The following is a 17,629-nucleotide window of genomic DNA, read 5'->3' on the forward strand; positions in this document are numbered from 1 at the left end:
ATCTCATTTAAGTCCCGGCATCATCTGGTCCTCAGGCCCTTGGGACCGTTGCGTGGCCGCTCGCCGCCCCGACCGCCATCCGGACGCTCGCCACCCGGCTTGCCGAACGGCTTGGCTCCGCCCGGCTTGCCATAGGACGGCTTGAACGACGCCTTGCGCGCCTTGGCCTCAGCCGCCTTGGCGGCATCGGCTTCCGCCCTGCCCTTGCCGATCGGACGCGCGCCCGGCGCCATCCAGACATTAGCCTTGCGCTGGCCCGGCGGATCGATCGGCCGCTGCTCGCGCTCGGGCTTCTTGCCGCCGCGCGGTTTGTCACCAAAGGCGCCGCGCGGCTTGTCGCCGAAGCCTCCACGGGGCTTGTCGCCAAAATCGCCGCGCGGCTTTTCGCGAAACTCGCTGCGCGGCTTGTCCGAAAACTCGCTGCGCTCAGGTCTCGGGCCGCGTTCGCCAAAGCTCTTTTCCGGCCTCGCGCCCCTTTCGGGACTGGTCGACAGCTTGCCGAGCGCTTCGTCGCGGCTGCCTTCGCGGCGCTTGCGGTTCTTGATCAGACCGCCCTCGCCGATCGGCCGATGGTCACCCTCGCGGGTGACTTTCGGCCGTTCCGGCTCCACGTCACGCTCTCGCCGCACCGGCTGGTTGGAAAACGGCTTGATGATCTCGGCGTCGAAATTGGCGCCGGATTCCTCGACCAGTCGCTCGCCGAGCTGGTCGCGCAAGACGCGGCCCTTGATCTCCAGCACATGGCCTTCGGCGAGATCGTCGAGCTGGAACGGTCCGTAGGAGATACGGATCAGCCGCGTCACGTCGAGGCCGAGCGATCCAAGGATGTTCTTCACTTCGCGGTTCTTGCCTTCGCGCAGGCCGATCGTCAGCCACGCGTTGGTGCCTTGTTCACGATCGAGCGTCGCCTCGATGGCGCCGTAGAAGACGCCGTCGACGGCAATGCCTTCACGCAGGCCTGCGAGCATGCTTTCCTCGACCTTGCCATGAACGCGCACGCGGTAACGGCGCAGCCAGCCAGTGGCAGGCAGTTCGAGCACGCGCGACAGACCGCCATCATTGGTGAGCAGCAGCAGGCCTTCGGTGTTGATGTCGAGGCGGCCGATGGTCATCAGCCGCGGCAATTCGGCCGGCAGCACGTCGAACACGGTCTTGCGGCCCTCGGGGTCGCGGTTGGTGGTAACGACGCCGGCCGGCTTGTGAAACAGGAACAGGCGGGTGCGCTCGATCGGCGGGATCTCCATGCCGTCGAGATGGATGATGTCGCCCGGCATGACGTTGAAGGCCGGCGAGGTCAAAGCCCGGTTGTTGACCTTGACACGGCCCGCCGCGATCAGGTCTTCGGCGTCGCGGCGCGACGCCAGGCCGGCGCGGGCCAACCGCTTGGCGATACGCTCGCCGGCTTCTTCCGCATCTGCCGGACGCGGGCGCGGCTTGAAGGCGCCGCCAGATGCTTGCGGCCGGTCACCACCGAAATCGCGCTTGGGGCGATCGCTGAAGTCACGCTTGGGACGATCTCCGGCGTCGCGCTGCGGGCGATCGCCAAAATCGCGCTTTGGCCGGTCAAAACGCTTTTCGCCCTCGGCGGAAGCAGGCCGATCGCCACGCGGTGCGTAGGGCTTGCGCGGCCCTTCACGCTTTTCGAAAGGCTTGCCTTCGGGACGCGGCCCCTTGCTGAATGGCCGATCGCCGCCCTTGAAATCGCGCTTTGGCCGCTCGCCATCGGCCGCAACCGGCCGATCGCCGCGCGGTGCATAAGGCTTGCGCGGCCCCTCGCGCTTTTCATACGGCTTGCGTTCACCCTCGGCCGCCATAGGGCGATCCCCACGCGGCGCATAGGGTTTGCGCGGCCCTTCGCGCTTTTCATACGGCTTGCGCTCGCCTTCGGCTGCCATCGGCCGGTCACCGCGTGGTGCATATGGCTTGCGCGGTCCCTCGCGCTTTTCGAAGGGCTTGCCTTCGGAACGCGGACCTTTGCTGAATGGCCGGTCGCCACTTTTGAAATCGCGCTTGGGCCGCTCGCCCTCAGCCGCTGCGGGCCGGGCGCCTCGCGGTGAATAGGGTTTCTTGGCCCCGAAGGAGGGTTTGCCGCTTTTGCCGGCGGCGCCATCGCGGCGCGGCCCCGCGGCTCCAGGGCCGCTTTTGCCCGGGCCTTTGTGGCGCGGAGATTTCTTGTCGTTGTCGTCCATGTGGCCTTTGCCTTGTTGCGCTGCTACAGCGTGGCGCATCCTTTCGGACGCGCAAAGGACGCTATAGCACTTTGATTTGGCGCATGATCATTTCCGAAAATCTGTTCCGATATTCGGGTTGACGCGCTCCATAACAGGATCACCGCCAAGTGGCGAGGAGATAATCGGAATGGAAACCGCGTGAAGCGGCCGGATTTCATGGCGCTGGCGCTGAAAGAGGCGCAAGCCGCCGCCTTGCGTGGAGAAGTTCCAGTTGGCGCCGTCATCGCCAGCGGCGACACGGTGGTGGCATCCGCCGGTAACCGCACCCGCGAACTTGCCGATCCGACGGCGCATGCCGAAATGCTGGCCATCCGCGCGGCCTGCCAAACGCTCTCCAGGGAGCGGCTGACCGGCCACGACCTCTATGTGACGCTGGAACCCTGCGCCATGTGCGCAGGCGCCATTTCCTTCGCCAGGCTGCGCCGGCTCTATTTCGGCGCGGCCGACGAGAAGGGCGGCGCGGTGGTCAACGGCGTGCGCTTCTTCGCCTCGCCGACCTGCCACCATACGCCCGACATCTATCCGGGCATGGCCGAGGCCGACGCGGCGGTGCTGCTCAGGGAATTCTTTCGGGAAAGACGCGAAACGTAGAGCCTTCAGCTACCGAAGGCGACGGTTCCTACCAGGAGGGCAGCCAGTCGAAGAGCCCGCCGCTCTTGCCCTTGGCGGCCGCTTCCTTCTTGAGGCGGCGTTCCTTCTTGTATTCATCCTCGCCGAGTTCGCCCTGCGGCGCCGTGTCGGAGGCAGCTCGATAGGCCAGAGGCGGCTCGCTCAGATATCTGCGAGTGTTGGGGTCGCCCTGCTTTTGCTCTGCGGTGCGGCGCTGGATCTCGGCGGCGCGGCCCTTGTCTGAATCCTTCGGCGACCAGGCCGGCGGGTGGCTGGAGCCCGAATCCGCCAGCGCCTTCTTCACGGAAGCCGGATCGGTCTGCACGTCATCGACGATCCCCGACTGATAGGACGGGTCGTCCTGGTGGGCAGTGGCGTCGGCACGCAGGCGGGCGCGGCGCTGCTCGGGCGATTCGGGCCAATCGGTGCTCGCCGTCTCGATGCTTTCCTGCGGCGGCGGCAGCACTTCCTTCTGCCCCGGCGCCGGCTTTACCAGCTCCGGACGCGGCCTGTAGTCGATCTGTTCCTTGTGCTTGGGCGTGATCGCGAAGGCGCCGGAAAGGTCTCCGGCAAGCTGCTCGCCAGCCGTCTTGTCGGTGCCGTAGGTAGGCGAGCCCATGCAACCGGACAGAGCGAGGCCGGACGCGACAAGCGGCGCCAGCAGCGCAACGCGCACGGAAGTTCTGTCGATCATGCCAAAAAGTCCCACTCTAGACAGCCTCTCGATCGTCACCGGCCAAAGGCCCGGTCCCCATCGTCCACGCTCTTGCGACGGAATTCCGGCGACAATTTGTCTTCCGGAGTTTCGCGTGTTTATCTCAACCACTCGTTAAGGGCAACGCGCGGGCGGTTTTCGCCCACGCGGCGTGGCATTTGTGCACCGGCTTATGAGCAGTCACAAACGTCCCAGAGCCTTGAGTTCATGCAGGACGGCGGCATCGCGGGCAGACACGTCGGGGAATTCCACGTCCTGCCCGACATCGGCGGTATAGCGCCACGAACGCGCGCATTTGACCAAGCCGCGGTCCTCGGCTTTTTCGACCACCACCGCGACACCCTTGACGTCGTCGAGCGCAAAGGCGCCTTCCGGCGCCTTGCCATGGGCGATGACGAGATCGCTGGTGATCGCCATTTCGGCCATGTCGACATCGGCGATCGCGGCTTCAAGCGCGGCATCGTCGAGGGTCACGACCGGCACGGCTTCCAGCGAGGCACCGATGACCTTCTGAGCGCGTGCGATCTCGAGCGCGCCGGTGACGACACGGCGAACCTGCCGCACCTTGCGCCATTTTTCCGCCAGCGCCTCGTTCTTCCAGTCGGCCGGAATCTCGGGGAACTGGTCGAGATGCAGCGAGACAGCATCCGGATGACGGTCGAGCCAGGCTTCTTCCGTAGTGAAGGGCAGCATCGGGGCCAGCCATTTCACCAGGCAGTCGAAGAGGTGGCGCACCACTTGCACCGAGCCCTTGCGCTTCACGCTGGCGGGCCCCTCGCAATAGAGCGCGTCCTTCCTGATGTCGAAATAGAAGGCCGACAGCTCGACCACCATAAAGTCCAGCAAAGTGCGGGTGATGCGTTTGAACTCGAACGCGTCGTAGCCCGAGCGCACGACCTCATCGAGCTCGGCCAGCCGATGCAGCATCAGCCGCTCCAGCTCCGGCATCTTTTCGAGCGGCACTTCCTCGCCATCGTCATGGGCGAGCGTGCCCAGCATCCAGCGGATGGTGTTCCTGAGCTTGCGATAGGCATCGATGTTGGTCTGCAGCACGTTCTTGCCGAGACGCTGGTCTTCCCAATAGTCGGTCGTCACCACCCATAGCCGCAGAATGTCGGCGCCGGACTGCTTGATGACGTCCTGCGGCACGACGGTGTTGCCGAGCGATTTCGACATCTTGCGCCCCTCCTCATCCATGGTGAAGCCATGGGTGACGACGGTGTCGTAAGGTGCCCTGCCCCTGGTGCCGCAGCTTTCGAGCAGCGAGGAGTGGAACCAGCCGCGATGCTGGTCGGAGCCTTCGAGATAGACGTCGGCCGGCCATTTCAGGTCCGGACGGTCTTCCAGCGTGAAGACATGCGTCGAGCCCGAATCGAACCAGACGTCGAGGATGTCCATCACCTGCTTCCATTTAGAGGCATCGTGATTGCCGAGGAAACGCTCCTTGGCGCCGGCAGCGAACCAGGCGTCGGCGCCTTCCTTCTCGAATGCGTCCATGATGCGCTGGTTGACGGATTCGTCCTTCAGCACATTGCCGTCCTCGTCGGCAAAGACGGCGATCGGCACGCCCCAGGCGCGCTGGCGCGACAAGACCCAATCCGGGCGCTCCTCGATCATGGCGCGGATGCGGTTCTGGCCGGCCGCCGGCACGAAGCGTGTGTCGTCGATCGCCTTCAGCGCACGGCTGCGCAGCGTCGTGCCGTCGCCGAGGTCCTTGTCCATATAGACGAACCATTGCGGCGTGTTGCGGAAGATGATCGGCTTCTTCGACCGCCACGAGTGCGGATAGCTGTGCTTCAGCCGGCCGCGCGCGAACAGCGCGTTGCGCTTGATCAGTTCGTCGATGACCGCCTGGTTGGCATTGCCCTTCTTGCCGTTGTCGTCGATGACGCGCGCCGCCCCGCCTTCGCGATCCGGGCCAAAACCCGGCGCGTCCCTGGTGAAGAAGCCGGCATCATCTACAGTGAAGGGGATGGCAGGGTCGATGCCACGTGCGCGCAAATCCGATGCCGCATCCATCCAGGCATCAAAGTCCTCGCGGCCATGGCCGGGCGCGGTGTGGACGAAGCCGGTGCCGGCGTCGTCGGTGACATGCTCGCCGGCCAGCATCGGCACGGCGAATTCGTAGCCGCCGCCGAGACCTTTGAAGGGATGTGAAAGTGTAAGGCTTCCAAGCTCTTCGACCGAAACGCTGCGAAGCCGATTCAAGGTGACCTTGGCCTTGGCCGAGGAGTCTTCGGCAAGCGCATCTGCAAAGATCAGCTTTTCACCGGGCTGTGGACCGAACGAATTTTCGGCTGCGGTAACTTCATAAAGGCCGTAGCCGATCCGTGACGAATAATTGACGGCACGGTTGCCGGGGATCGTCCACGGGGTTGTCGTCCAGATGACGACGTGGGCGTTGTCCAAAAGTGCAACGCTTTCCGGAACGCGCATGGACGGTGCAGCGTCTGATACAAAGTGCTCAACGCTCCAAAATCCTGACACAACTGGAAACTTCACCCAGATCGTGTCGCTCTCATAATCATGGTATTCGATCTCGGCCTCGGCCAGTGCGGTGCGCTCGACGACGCTCCACATTACCGGCTTGGAGCCGCGATAGAGCTGGCCCGACATGGCGAACTTCAACAACTCCCCGGCGATGCGCGACTCCGAGTGGAAAGCCATCGTCGTATAGGGGTTCTTGAAGTCGCCGACGACGCCGAGCCGCTGGAACTCGCCACCCTGCACCGTGATCCAGTTCGCGGCGAAGTCGCGGCATTCCTTGCGAAACTCGTTGACCGGCACCTCGTCCTTGTTCTTGCCCTTGGCGCGGTACTGTTCCTCGATCTTCCATTCGATCGGCAGGCCGTGGCAGTCCCAGCCGGGCACGTAATTGGAGTCATAGCCGCGCATCTGGAACGAGCGGGTGATGACGTCCTTAAGGATCTTGTTCAGCGCGTGGCCGATATGGATGTTGCCGTTGGCGTAGGGCGGGCCGTCATGCAGCACGTATTTTTCGCGGCCGGCGGCCGCCTCGCGCAGCTTGGCGTAAAGGTCCATATCCTGCCAGCGCTTGACCAGCAGCGGCTCTTTTTCAGGCAAGCCGGCGCGCATCGGGAAATCCGTCTGCGGCAGGTAAAGCGTCTTGGAATAGTCGATCGTTTCAACAGTGTCGGTCATTGGTCTGCCATGTGCATTGCCCGGCGGGCGTAAAAGCTCGGGCGTGAACTATCATGATTTGGAAAAAGCGCGAGGGCGCGCGCAAAACTCCCGGCGGCTCCGGCGGCGCTCAGGCCGCCCGGAACACCGGGCCTGTAATTCGTATCGTCAGCGCGCGAAGGCGCGAAAAGCTCGTCATTGCCGGGCTTTTAGCCGAGAAAGCCGCAGGAATAAAGCGTCTCTTGTTCGATTCACTTACATCGCGAAGTCGAAGCGATAGGTGGTCGAGACGCCGACCGTGAACTGGTTACGGTCGCCGCGCTCCTTGACCAGGCTGGAATCGGCGGCCGGGCCCGTCAGGCGCGCATATTCGCCGAACAGGCTGGCGGTCATCGGATCGGTCACCTTCCAGGTGATGGCGCCACCAAGGCCGGTCGATTTCAGGCCGCCGCCAGGATGGTATTCGCTCAGGCCCGAGGCCGCAGCCTCCTTGGCGTTGACACCATAATAAGAGTCGAAATAGCCCGACGAGGCAAAGGACACGCGTGGTCCGCCCGAAATTCTGACAGTCGGCGTCACGTCGTAGAAAGCATCGGCGGCGATGTCGGCGACAAAGCCATCATGGGCACGAATGCCATGGCGCAGTTCGGCGCGGGCGCGCAGCCAGTCCGTCGGATAGATTTCGAAGAAGCCGCCGACCTCACCGCCCCAGCGCACCGGGTCGAGGCCCTTGAGCTCATCCTTGCTGTCGCGGGAAAACAGGAATTTTCCGGTCAGGCCGGCGCGGACGCCGCCATCGTCGACCAGCGCCAGCGAGATGTTGTCGTTGCGCGAGCTAAAGCGTGCGGCCGGGCCGGCCTTGCCCAGCGAGATGATCGGCGATGCGCTGAGCAGATAGCTGTTGGAGCCCTCGAATTTCGGCGCGACCATGCCGGTGGCGCCAAGCGTCAGGTACCAGTCGCCGGACATCCAGCCGAAGGCACCCTCGCCCGCATTGGCGGTGGACACAGTGAGCAGCGCCGAGGCGAGAAACAGCGGAATCGTCCAGACAATACGCATCATCACCCCATACGCGAAACAAAACGGAGAGAACACCCGGCAGCCAAAGCCATGGCGCCGGTTCGGTAAAATTTGACTTAAAATCTACAGCAGTGGCGGCAACTGCGACCCTGTTTTTTGCGCTGTGGCCCATTTGAACAGGGCGCCGCCGGGCCTGTGGCGAGTTGACAGAAATAGCGAGGTTGCCTAAATTCGCGTTAGTGCAGACTAACATGAACAGATGGACAGCGCTTGGCGACCCGACCAGGCGGACGATCTTCGAACTGCTGGTCGAACAACCCTGTTCGGTCGGGGAATTGGCTCGTGCGCTTCCTGTCACCCGGCCGGCGGTCTCGCAGCACCTGAAGGTGCTCAAGGACGCCGGCCTCGTGGCCAACACACGGCTAGGCAAGCAACGCATCTACCGGGTCGAACCGGAAGGCTTGGCCAGCCTGCGCGCCGAACTCGACCGGTTCTGGAGCAAGACCTTGGCGGCCTACAAAGTGGTCGTCGAACAGCCCTTGAAGGAGCAGGAATGAGCACGCATCAACCGCCCGTGAGGCACTCCATCCTTGTCGAGGCTACGATCGCACATGCCTTCAAGGTCTTCACCGAGGACTTCGGCAGTTTCAAACCCAAAGAGCATAACCTGCTTGCGGTGCCGATCGCGGAGACGATCTTCGAACCCCGCGTTGGCGGTCACGTCTACGACCGCGGTGTGGATGGCAGCGAGTGCCGCTGGGCACGGGTGCTGGCCTACGAGCCGCCGAACCGACTGCTTCTGAGTTGGGATATCAGCCCTCAATGGCAGATCGAGACCAATCCGGACAGGACCAGCGAGTGGGAAGTCCGGTTTACGGCGGAGACGAATAGCCGGACCTGCGTCGAGATCGAGCATCGCAATCTCGAACGTCATGGCGAAGGCTGGGAAGGCGTGCGCTTTGGGATTGACGGTGATCAAGGCTGGCCGCTGTATCTCAGGCGATTCCAAGATCTTTTTGCCAGCAAGGTGACCTGAAGGAGCACAATTATGGAACCCTATTGGCTAAGCATCCTCGGTGTACTGATCCTCTGTCTTTTGTCAGTCGCGCTGGCGGTTTACTCGGGTTCGTCCAAGGGATTTGCCGGAGCGCTTTCCGGTCCGGTGATCCCGGCCGACGACGCCAATCTCCTCTACAGGATCGACCGCGTGCATATGAACTCGGTCGAGGCGCTGGCGCCTTTTGTCGTCCCGGCGGTGCTGGCCATGATGGTTGGCGTTGGGTCGGCCACGTTGGCGACCATTGTCTGGGTTCATGTGGCGATACGCCTGCTTCACCTGGGGGTTTACCTACGCGGCGGCAATGCCGCCAAGGGTGGCAGTGTCAGAACGATCGTCTACGTCTCTGGAGCGATCGTCACGCTTGTCCTCGTCCTTGTGACTGGGTGGGCTGCCATAAATTGACACGTACGCGCGAGCCTCAAGCCACCGACGCTTTGTTTGTTTGCTAGCCGTCGCCATCGGCTGGACGTCCGCTATAGCCGGGGCTAACCTCCCGGCAAGGTGCCAGGCGATTTCGAGGAGATGCAGCAATGACCCTGCACGGTGATACCCTGAAAGATGCGATCGGCCGGACACGGGACAAATGGGGGTGGTTCGTCGCGCTCGGCGTGCTGCTGCTCATCTTCGGCGGCATTGCCTTCGGCAATCTGTTCATCGCCACCGTCGCCTCGGTCTATGTCGTGGGCTGGCTGATGCTGATGGCCGGCATCATCGAGATCGTGCATGCCTTCGGCGTGAAGACCTGGAGTCGCTTCTTCTATTGGCTGCTCAGCGGTCTACTTTATGCCGTTGCCGGTTTCTTTGCCCTCGACAATCCGCTGCTGGCCTCGACGGTGCTGACCTTGCTGCTGGCGGTGGCGCTGGTCGCTTCAGGCGCGCTCAGGGCCTGGGTCGGCTATAGCCACCGACCGGAAAAGGGCTGGGGCTGGGTCGTCGCGGCGGGCCTGATCAGCGTGCTGGCGGGGCTGACCATCGCCATGGGCTGGCCGGTCAACAGCCTGTGGGTGCTCGGCCTGTTCCTGGCCATCGACCTGATCTTCCAGGGCTGGAGCTTCATCGCTCTCGGACTGGCGTTGAAGAAGTAGGGGCTTGAAGAGGTAAGCGGCCGGAAGGCTCAAAAAGCGATGGCGCCGTCCAGATCCGAAAGCGGCCTGACGCCGGCCAGCAGCGCGCGCGCCTCCGCCTCGTCGCGCTTCATTTGTGCCACCAGCCCATCGAGCCCATCGAACTTCACCTCGGGGCGCAAAAAGCCGAAGAACGATACGTCGCAGATCTCGCCGTAAAGATCGCCGGCAAAGTCGAAGACGAAGGTTTCGAGCAGCGGCGCGCCATTGTCGTCGACAGTCGGGCGACGCCCGAAGCTGGCGACACCATCGTAGAGCGTGCCGTCGGCGCGGCGAAAGCGGACGGCATAAATCCCTTCCTTCAGAGTTGTTTCCGGCGAAAGCCTCATGTTGGCTGTCGGGAAGCCGAGCGTGCGGCCGAGCTGCTGGCCGCCGATCACTTCGCTTTCGACGGTGAAGCGGTAGCCGAGCAGGCCTGCGGCCTCGGCGACCTCTCCCTCGCAGAGCAGCTCGCGGATACGGCTCGACGACACCACCTCGGCGCCCTCGTCGCGAAAGGCGTCGACCAGGGTGACGCCGAAACCATGGCGCTCGCCTGCCGCCATCAGAAACGCAGGACCGCCCTGCCGGTCCTTGCCGAAGTGAAAATCGAAGCCGGTGACGGCATGGGTGATGCCGAGGTTCGTCTCCAGCACATCGGTCACGAAAGCCTCGGCCGACAGGCCGGCAAAGGCGCGCGTGAACGGCTGTTCGACGAGTGCGGCAAAGCCCAGATGCGACAGCAGCCGCGCCTTCATCGGCGGCGGCGTCAATACGAACAGCGGCATATCGGGCCTGAACACCTTGCGCGGATGCGGCTCGAAGCTCAGCACTAGCGCCGGCACGCCTCGCCGCCCGGCTTCGGCAAGCGCGCGATCGAGCACCGCCTGGTGGCCGCGATGGACGCCGTCGAAATTGCCGATCGCCACCACGCCGCCGCGCAAATGCGGCGGCAGCGGCGCGGTTGCTGAAATGTGTTCGAAAGCTGCGCTCATGCAGCAACCCTACCGCAGTCTCGGAATGACGGCGACCGGCCGGTAGCCGTGCTTTTGCAGAAAGGCTGCAAGCCTGGCGGGGTCCGGCTGCATGGGATCGCCATAGTCGCGCGCGTGAATGCCGCCCGAGACGTAAAGCACGTCGATGCCGTTGTCGGCGGCGCCCTTGACGTCGGTCATCATGCCGTCGCCGATGGCCAGCACCTCGGTGCGCGCGACGTCTCGGCCTAGAAGCACGGCAACCTCCCGCAGCGCTACGTCATAGACCGGCGCATAAGGTTTTCCGGCGATCAGCGTGCGGCCGCCAAGCTGGGCATAGTCGCGCGCCAAGGCGCCGGCGCACCAGATCATGCGCTCGCCGCGTTCGACCACGATGTCGGGATTGGCGCAGATGAAAGGCAGGTTCCTGGCGCGCAGCCGGCGCAGCAGATCGGCGTAATCCTCAGGCGTTTCCACCTCGTCGTCGAACAGCCCGGTGCAGACCGCGCCGGAGGCCTCGAACTCCTCGACGAGCTCGACGTCCAGACCGTCATAGAGGGTGAAATCGCGGTCGGCGCCGATATGGAAGATTTTTCGTGGGCCTTCGGCGATAAGGTCGCGGGTCACATCGCCTGAGGTGACGACGCGATCGTAGGCGGCGGCGGGAACGCCGATCGCATTCATCTGCGCCACCACATCGGCATTGCGGCGCGGCGAGTTGGTGATCAGGACGACCGGGACCTTCGCCGCACGCGCGGCGGCAAGCGCTTCGGCAGCCGCCGGAAAATGCCATTCGCCATTGTGGATCACGCCCCAGACATCGCACAGGATGGCCGAGTAGGCGCCCGACAAATCCGCGAGCGAGCCGATGATGTCAGGCGAATCCGCCATGCCGTTTTCCTGCTGTGACGATCATTGCGAGAGCTGCAGCCGACGGTCCGCCGCAACCGGCCCCGCATTAACCGAAGCGTTTCATCCTGTCACCAGCTTTTCGGCACTTGCCAGGCTGTTGCGCAACGGGCTGATCGAAGGTTGCACAGGCAGGAACCACCCTTCTCCGAGCTTCGGTCGATCGAAACAATGTCGCACCGCTGATCACCAGGGCCGAGTGGTTAACGAGCCTTGAAAAGATGGGCCTATGTTGAACGCATTTCAGCAACCTGAAATTTAACGATTTGTGGGCATCTTCGGACCGATATTGGGTCCTGGCAGGGGTGCTGAAGGCATGATCCGCAGATTTCTGAACGACAGACGCGGCAACTATGCCTTGATGACAGTGATCACCATGGTGCCCTTGATGGGCGCGCTGGCGATTGCCATCGACTACACCGACCTCCTGCGCCAAAAACAGAACATGCTGAACGCGCTGGATGCCGCCGGAATTGCCACGGCACAGCAGATCGTCACCGGGGCGACCGACACGGCATCCAAGGCCTATGCGAAGGATTTCTTCGAGGCCAATCTCAGAGCCGTCAGTCCGGCCGATACGGCGCTGACGGTGACGCTGCCCAACAACAACGCAGGTGGTGGCACGCTGAAGCTGTGCGCCGAATTGACGTACCACCCCTATTTCCTGCCGGCAGCGGCCATGATGATCGGAAGAACCGCCGCCGACGTCACAACGTCGGCATGCTCGGAGATCCGCCTCAAAAACACGCTGGAAGTGTCTCTCGTGCTCGACAATTCCGGCTCCATGAGCATCAACGGCTCCGGCACCGGCCAGCCACGAATAGATTTGCTCAAGAAGGCCGCTACCGAGCTTGTCAACACGATGGCGCTCCAAGCCGCACAAATGAGGCAGGTCACCAGGCCGGTGCAGTTCTCGCTGGTCCCGTTTTCTGCGTCGGTCAATGTCGGCGCTCCGATCCCCCCGGCTCCATTGCCGACGTGGCTGGACACGACCGGCATTTCCCCGATCCATCATCAGAACTTCGATTGGTCGACGATGACAGCGGCGGCAAATGCCACCAAATGGATCGAAAAAGTAGGCAGCGTTTACTACCAGCGCGGCACGGGCTGGGGCACTGACAAAGACAAGGAGATGACGCGTTTCACTCTCTATCAGGACATGACGGCAACGACCTGTACGACGAAAAACCCGAACGGCACTTGCAAGACCTCCGTCGTCGCCAAATACGAAGCCTGGAAGGGCTGCGTGGAGGCGAGGCCGTATCCCTATAATGACGACGACACATCGCCGACCACGGGCACGCCCGCCACCATGTTCGTGCCGATGTTCGCGCCGGACGAAGCTGGCAATTTCTGGACCGACACAACTCGCACCAGCACATCGACGTGGGGTTACGCGAACAATTGGTGGATCGATTATTCCGACACGCTGACTGTCCCCAAACGCCAAGCGGATATGCGAAAGTATTTTCTGACAAAGCCCTGGGACGCAGCAGCCGCTGCGGCCGATGATGGACCCAATTCGGCATGCACGACCGCCGCGATCACGCCGTTGCAGGACATAACCACCACCGATGGCAAGAAAATCCTGACGGATGCCATCAATGCCATGGCCCCGACGGGCAACACCAACGTGCCGGAAGGGCTGGCCTGGGGCTGGCGGACGGTGTCGAGCAACGAGCCTTTTACGCAAGGCCGGCCGAACACCGAAAGAGGCAACGACAAAGTGGTCATCGTCCTGACCGACGGCGCAAACACCTATAGCATCGGCCCTAGCAACGACATGACCAGCAACTACGCCAAGAATGGATCGACCTACGCCGCCTACGGCTACACCGGCCCTAATTTTCCGAAGCCAGTCGAGCCTGCGACCCGCCTGTTCGTCAACACGACCGTCGCCAAGACAACTTATACGGCGGCCAACTACACAACCGCGCTTGACCAGCAGATGCAAACGCTTTGCACCAATGCGAAGAATTCGAACATTCTCTTGATGACGGTCTCGCTTGACCTGGTTACCACCAAGCCGGCGGAAAAGACTGCCATAGACGCGCTCAAGAAATGCTCCTCGGATTCGCGCTTCCGCAAGGATCCGACCGACCCGAGCAAGCCGGCGAAGCTGTACTGGAACGCGACCGGCGCCACCTTGTCGCAAAGTTTCAAGGAAATCGCCGACGAACTGTCGAACCTGCGCATCGTCAGCTGATCGGCGCGATCTTTCGAACAAGGCGCTCCGCCTCGCGAGGCGTTTTGTTGCGGCGTTGCTCACGTGTCCGTGCATTTGGTTAGCGCCTGGTGAAGCGCTATCCGCGCAATCGAGCAGTTTCCCCAACCCGTCCTTCAACGTTTTGTGAAAGTGTGGCGGCATTGAAGAATCCGCAGGCGGGGCCGCTTACATCACATGCGTGAACTCTGGCGCACATTCCGGCGTGACTTCTGGCGTGACCGCCGCGGCAATTACGCTCTGATGACCGTTGTGGCGATGGTGCCACTGATGGGCGGCGTGGCAATGGCTGTCGACTACACCGGCGTGGTCAGCGAGAAGCAGAGGGTGGTCAACGCGCTCGACGCCGCCAACTTCGCCACAGCGCGCCGGCTGGTGGAAGGCGCCACCGACGACCAGTTGCGGGCCTATGCGCTCGACTTCTTCAAGGCAAACCTCAACCACGTCGATCCCGCCGACACGACGCTCAGCGTTACGCTGCCCAGCAGCACGACCGGCGGCGGCATCGTCAAGCTGTGCGCCAGCCTGGTCTACAAGCCCTATTTCCTGCCGGCAGCGGCGATGCTGATCGGCAGGACGTCGGAAAACGTCACCTACTCCGTGTGTTCGCAAGTCCGGCTGAAGAACACGCTGGAAGTGGCCATGGTGCTCGACAATTCGGGGTCGATGTCGAACACGGGCACGGGTGCCGGACAAAAGCGCATCGACCTTCTCAAGCAAGCCGCCAAGCAGCTCGTCGACACGCTTGCCTTGCAGGCCGCGATGATCAAGCAGATCGACAAGCCGGTCCAGTTCAGCCTTGTGCCGTTCGCCGCCTCGGTCAATGTCGGCGCCAGCAACGACAACGCGTCGTGGATCGACGCCTACGGGCTGTCGCCCATCCACAATGAGAATTTCGCCTGGTCCACGCTTAATGCAGCCGACAAATATGCCCAGAAGATCGGCGGCATCTGGTACAAGAAAGGCACTGGCTGGGGTGAGCAGGAGGGGCAGATGCTGACCCGCTTCTCGCTCTACCGCGACATGAAGGTGGTCACCAGCCACGAGCGCATCGTCGGCAGCAAACGCGTGGTGTGCGACAAATATCGTGCCAATCATACATGCTCGGACAGCCACAACGAATACGACTACAACGACACATACGGACCGTTCGCCAGCTGGCAGGGCTGCGTCGAGGTCCGTCCCTACCCCTATAATGTCACCGACGCGCCGGCCTCCGGCGGACCGAACAACACCGGCACCGGCACCGGCGATCCCGCGACCATGTTCGTGCCGATGTTCGCGCCGGATGAGCCGGGCAATCATTGGTACATAACGCAGGACCCCGACGAGGTGGCTCCCAAGACCTATGGCGCAGCCAACAGCTGGTGGAACGACGATCCGGCGAGCACCACCGGCAAGACGCGCCAGTCCAACATGGCCAAGTATTTTCAGCCACGGCCGATGAACGCGCCGGTGCTGGGGACGGGTGCCGGTCCGAACTACAGCTGCACCACCACGCCGATCACACCCCTGACCGACGTCGCCAACGCCGCGGGGCTGACCAAGATCAAGGCTGCGATCGACCTTATGGCGCCTAACGGCAACACCAATGTGCCGGAAGGCATGGCCTGGGGCTGGCGCACCGTCTCCAGCACGGAGCCTTTCACAGGAGGACGTCCTGAGACGGAGCGCGGCAATGACAAGGTGGTCATCGTGCTCACCGACGGCGAGAACACCTATTCGACGGTGAGTTCCGACCCCGCCGGCAACAAGTCGACCTATGCCGGCTATGGCTATACCGGCGTCGGCTACAACGGCACTGCGGTCACCCGCCTGTTCGGCGGCACGTCGAGCGCCATCGGCCAGCTCAACTATTCGTCGAGCAACTACACCGCCGCGCTCAACGAGCAGATGGCGACGCTGTGCAACAACGCCAAGGCGGCCAACATCATGGTGATGACGGTGGCGCTCGATATGTCGACGACCGACGCCGGCGACAAGAGCGCGATGGAGGCACTGAAGACGTGCTCGTCGGACTCGCGCTTCCGCAAGGATCCGGCCGACCCGAGCAAGCCTGCAAAACTGTTCTGGAACGCGACCGGCGCCACGCTGTCCGACAATTTCAAGGAAATCGCCAACGAGCTCTCGAACCTGCGCGTGGTGAGCTGAGGGTTGAAGCTGCTGATCTTCCCCGCCTTGCGGGGGAAATTGGCGGCTTCGCTTTCGTCTTTTTTCGACGCTGGCGCAAAGTCTCCGGCCATCATGCTCTTGCGGTGAGTCAAAACGCGTGGTGGGTATCGTCACCGCTTCCCGGAGATTGCCAGTGCCCGAAACCGCCAACCATCTCGCCTTCGCGCTGGTCTGCCTGGGCATGGTGCTGACGCCCGGGCCGAACATGATCTACCTGATCTCGCGCTCGCTGTCGCAAGGCCCGAAGGCCGGGCTGATCTCGCTCGGCGGCGTGGCGGCCGGCTTTCTGTTCTATGTCGTATCGGCTGCGCTGGGCATCACCGCGCTGCTGCTTGCCGTGCCGTTTGCCTATGACGCACTGCGCATTGCCGGCGCGCTCTATCTGCTATGGCTCGCCTGGCAAGCGGTGCGGCCCGGCGGGCGCTCACCATTCCAGGTGCGCGAACTGCCGAAGGACAGGCCGCGCAAGCTGTTCGCGATGGGCCTGATGACCAATCTCCTCAATCCCAAGGTGGCGGTGCTTTATCTGTCGCTGCTGCCGCAGTTCATCTCGCTGGGCAACGGCCATGTGCTGTCGCAGCTTCTGGTGCTCGGCGCCACGCAGATCTCGATCAGCCTGACCGCCAATGCCATCATCGCGGTAACGGCCGGTTCGATCGCCACCTTCCTTGCCGGACGGCCGCTATGGATGGTCATCCAGCGCTGGATGATGGGCACGGTGCTCGCCGCGCTGGCGCTTAAAATGGCGACCGACGCGCAACGCTGATCGGACGCAGCGCGCCGAGACTACATCGGCCGCCGACCTTCCCATTCAATCGATCGGCCGAACCTGCACGGAGGCCAGCGATTGAGATTTTCGCGGCCCTGCCCGGCAAAAGCCATGATCGCCGCTAAGTCAGGCAGGCATGACAATGATCTGCACCACCAATCATCCGCTCGCGCAAACCCGCTCTGGCGCAGCAAGTCCAAAACCAAACAGGCGCCTGCTGCTGATCGGCCTTGCAGCCATGGCCGGCCTCGCTGCTTGCAGCACGGTCTCGGTGCCGACCGGCGAAGGCGCCGGTGTCTCGTCCTCCGCCACCGCGACGCTGGCCGGCATCCGAGCTTCGGCCGGACTGCCGGCGCTGGTGCCGGACGCCCAGCTCGAGCAGGCCGCTCGGCAGCAGGCCGGCTATATGGCCTCACGCGAACGCATGAGCCACACGACGGGCTGGGGAAAGGATTTCGCGTCGCGGATGAAGGACAATGGCGTGCGGGGCGCCGCCGCCGAGAACATCGCCGAGGGCCGCTTCGACCAGCAGAAACTGTTCGACATATGGATGCATTCGGCTGGCCACCGCCGCAACATGCTCGATCCGGATTTTAGCCGCTTCGGCCTCGCCTATGTACGCGACGGACGCGACAGCGCCATCCGCTACTGGAGCCTGGTGCTCGGAAAATAGCAGCCAGCGGTTACGGCGCGAGCCAGCCG

General features: G+C 63.1%; 15 protein-coding genes. 9 read left to right on the top strand and 6 right to left on the bottom strand.

Annotated features, from left to right (window positions below):
• Positions 1-20: 20 nt before the first annotated feature.
• Positions 21-2,189 (bottom strand): pseudouridine synthase, encoded by a 2,169-nt coding sequence (locus NLY43_RS04950; RefSeq protein WP_023712765.1) that lies wholly within the window; start codon positions 2,187-2,189, stop codon positions 21-23.
• A gap of 180 nt (positions 2,190-2,369) precedes the next feature.
• On the opposite strand from NLY43_RS04950, the gene NLY43_RS04955 reads away from it, so the two are divergent.
• Positions 2,370-2,822 (top strand): nucleoside deaminase, encoded by a 453-nt coding sequence (locus NLY43_RS04955; RefSeq protein ID WP_023712764.1) that lies wholly within the window; start codon positions 2,370-2,372, stop codon positions 2,820-2,822.
• Between the two features lie 28 nt (positions 2,823-2,850).
• Here the strand turns inward: NLY43_RS04955 and NLY43_RS04960 are convergent, their stop codons facing one another.
• The 3 genes from NLY43_RS04960 to NLY43_RS04970 form a co-directional block, all read right to left on the bottom strand.
• Complete coding sequence (locus tag NLY43_RS04960; RefSeq protein WP_023682973.1) at positions 2,851-3,534, bottom strand: hypothetical protein; 684 nt, start codon at positions 3,532-3,534, stop codon at positions 2,851-2,853.
• A 201-nt stretch (positions 3,535-3,735) separates the two neighbouring features.
• Entirely contained in the window at positions 3,736-6,717 is a 2,982-nt protein-coding gene (ileS, locus tag NLY43_RS04965; RefSeq protein WP_023712763.1) for an isoleucine--tRNA ligase, read from the bottom strand.
• Positions 6,718-6,951: 234 nt separating this feature from the next.
• Positions 6,952-7,755, bottom strand: a complete 804-nt coding sequence (locus NLY43_RS04970; RefSeq protein WP_023734252.1) for a MipA/OmpV family protein — start codon at positions 7,753-7,755, stop codon at positions 6,952-6,954.
• A gap of 212 nt (positions 7,756-7,967) precedes the next feature.
• Here NLY43_RS04970 and NLY43_RS04975 point away from each other — a divergent pair, with 212 nt between their 5' ends.
• From NLY43_RS04975 to NLY43_RS04990, 4 genes are all read left to right on the top strand, one after another.
• On the top strand, positions 7,968-8,273 hold the full coding sequence (locus NLY43_RS04975; RefSeq protein WP_023689559.1) for an ArsR/SmtB family transcription factor: 306 nt from the start codon (positions 7,968-7,970) through the stop codon (positions 8,271-8,273).
• The gene (locus tag NLY43_RS04980) at positions 8,270-8,752 is read left to right on the top strand and encodes an SRPBCC family protein (protein WP_023694759.1); all 483 of its coding nucleotides are present in this window, start codon (positions 8,270-8,272) and stop codon (positions 8,750-8,752) included. Before NLY43_RS04975 ends, NLY43_RS04980 begins: the two co-directional genes overlap by 4 nt.
• Positions 8,753-8,764: 12 nt before the next feature.
• Positions 8,765-9,178 (top strand): MAPEG family protein, encoded by a 414-nt coding sequence (locus NLY43_RS04985; RefSeq protein ID WP_023671536.1) that lies wholly within the window; start codon positions 8,765-8,767, stop codon positions 9,176-9,178.
• A 128-nt stretch (positions 9,179-9,306) separates the two neighbouring features.
• Positions 9,307-9,861 carry an HdeD family acid-resistance protein gene (locus tag NLY43_RS04990; protein ID WP_023712762.1) on the top strand — a complete coding sequence of 185 codons (555 nt, stop codon included), beginning with the start codon at positions 9,307-9,309 and terminating at the stop codon, positions 9,859-9,861.
• 29 nt (positions 9,862-9,890) lie between these two features.
• Here NLY43_RS04990 and NLY43_RS04995 read toward each other — a convergent pair whose 3' ends face one another.
• Both NLY43_RS04995 and NLY43_RS05000 read right to left on the bottom strand, forming a co-directional pair.
• Complete coding sequence (locus tag NLY43_RS04995; RefSeq protein WP_023712761.1) at positions 9,891-10,874, bottom strand: bifunctional riboflavin kinase/FAD synthetase; 984 nt, start codon at positions 10,872-10,874, stop codon at positions 9,891-9,893.
• Between the two features lie 9 nt (positions 10,875-10,883).
• A complete protein-coding gene (locus NLY43_RS05000) occupies positions 10,884-11,744 on the bottom strand; it encodes a TIGR01459 family HAD-type hydrolase (protein WP_023671533.1) in 861 nt (286 codons plus the stop codon).
• A 334-nt stretch (positions 11,745-12,078) separates the two neighbouring features.
• Between NLY43_RS05000 and NLY43_RS05005 the strand changes: the two genes are divergently transcribed.
• The 4 genes from NLY43_RS05005 to NLY43_RS05020 all read left to right on the top strand — a co-directional run bounded on the left by NLY43_RS05005 (position 12,079) and on the right by NLY43_RS05020 (position 17,600).
• Positions 12,079-13,968 (top strand): pilus assembly protein, encoded by a 1,890-nt coding sequence (locus NLY43_RS05005; RefSeq protein WP_023712760.1) that lies wholly within the window; start codon positions 12,079-12,081, stop codon positions 13,966-13,968.
• A gap of 195 nt (positions 13,969-14,163) precedes the next feature.
• Complete coding sequence (locus NLY43_RS05010; RefSeq protein ID WP_023712759.1) at positions 14,164-16,137, top strand: pilus assembly protein; 1,974 nt, start codon at positions 14,164-14,166, stop codon at positions 16,135-16,137.
• A gap of 154 nt (positions 16,138-16,291) precedes the next feature.
• Entirely contained in the window at positions 16,292-16,924 is a 633-nt protein-coding gene (locus tag NLY43_RS05015; RefSeq protein ID WP_023671530.1) for a LysE family translocator, read from the top strand.
• A 145-nt stretch (positions 16,925-17,069) separates the two neighbouring features.
• Complete coding sequence (locus tag NLY43_RS05020; RefSeq protein ID WP_023671529.1) at positions 17,070-17,600, top strand: CAP domain-containing protein; 531 nt, start codon at positions 17,070-17,072, stop codon at positions 17,598-17,600.
• The last annotated feature ends 29 nt before the right edge of the window (positions 17,601-17,629 follow it).

This window comes from Mesorhizobium sp. C416B (assembly GCF_030323165.1).
Classification (GTDB): Bacteria; Pseudomonadota; Alphaproteobacteria; order Rhizobiales; family Rhizobiaceae; genus Mesorhizobium.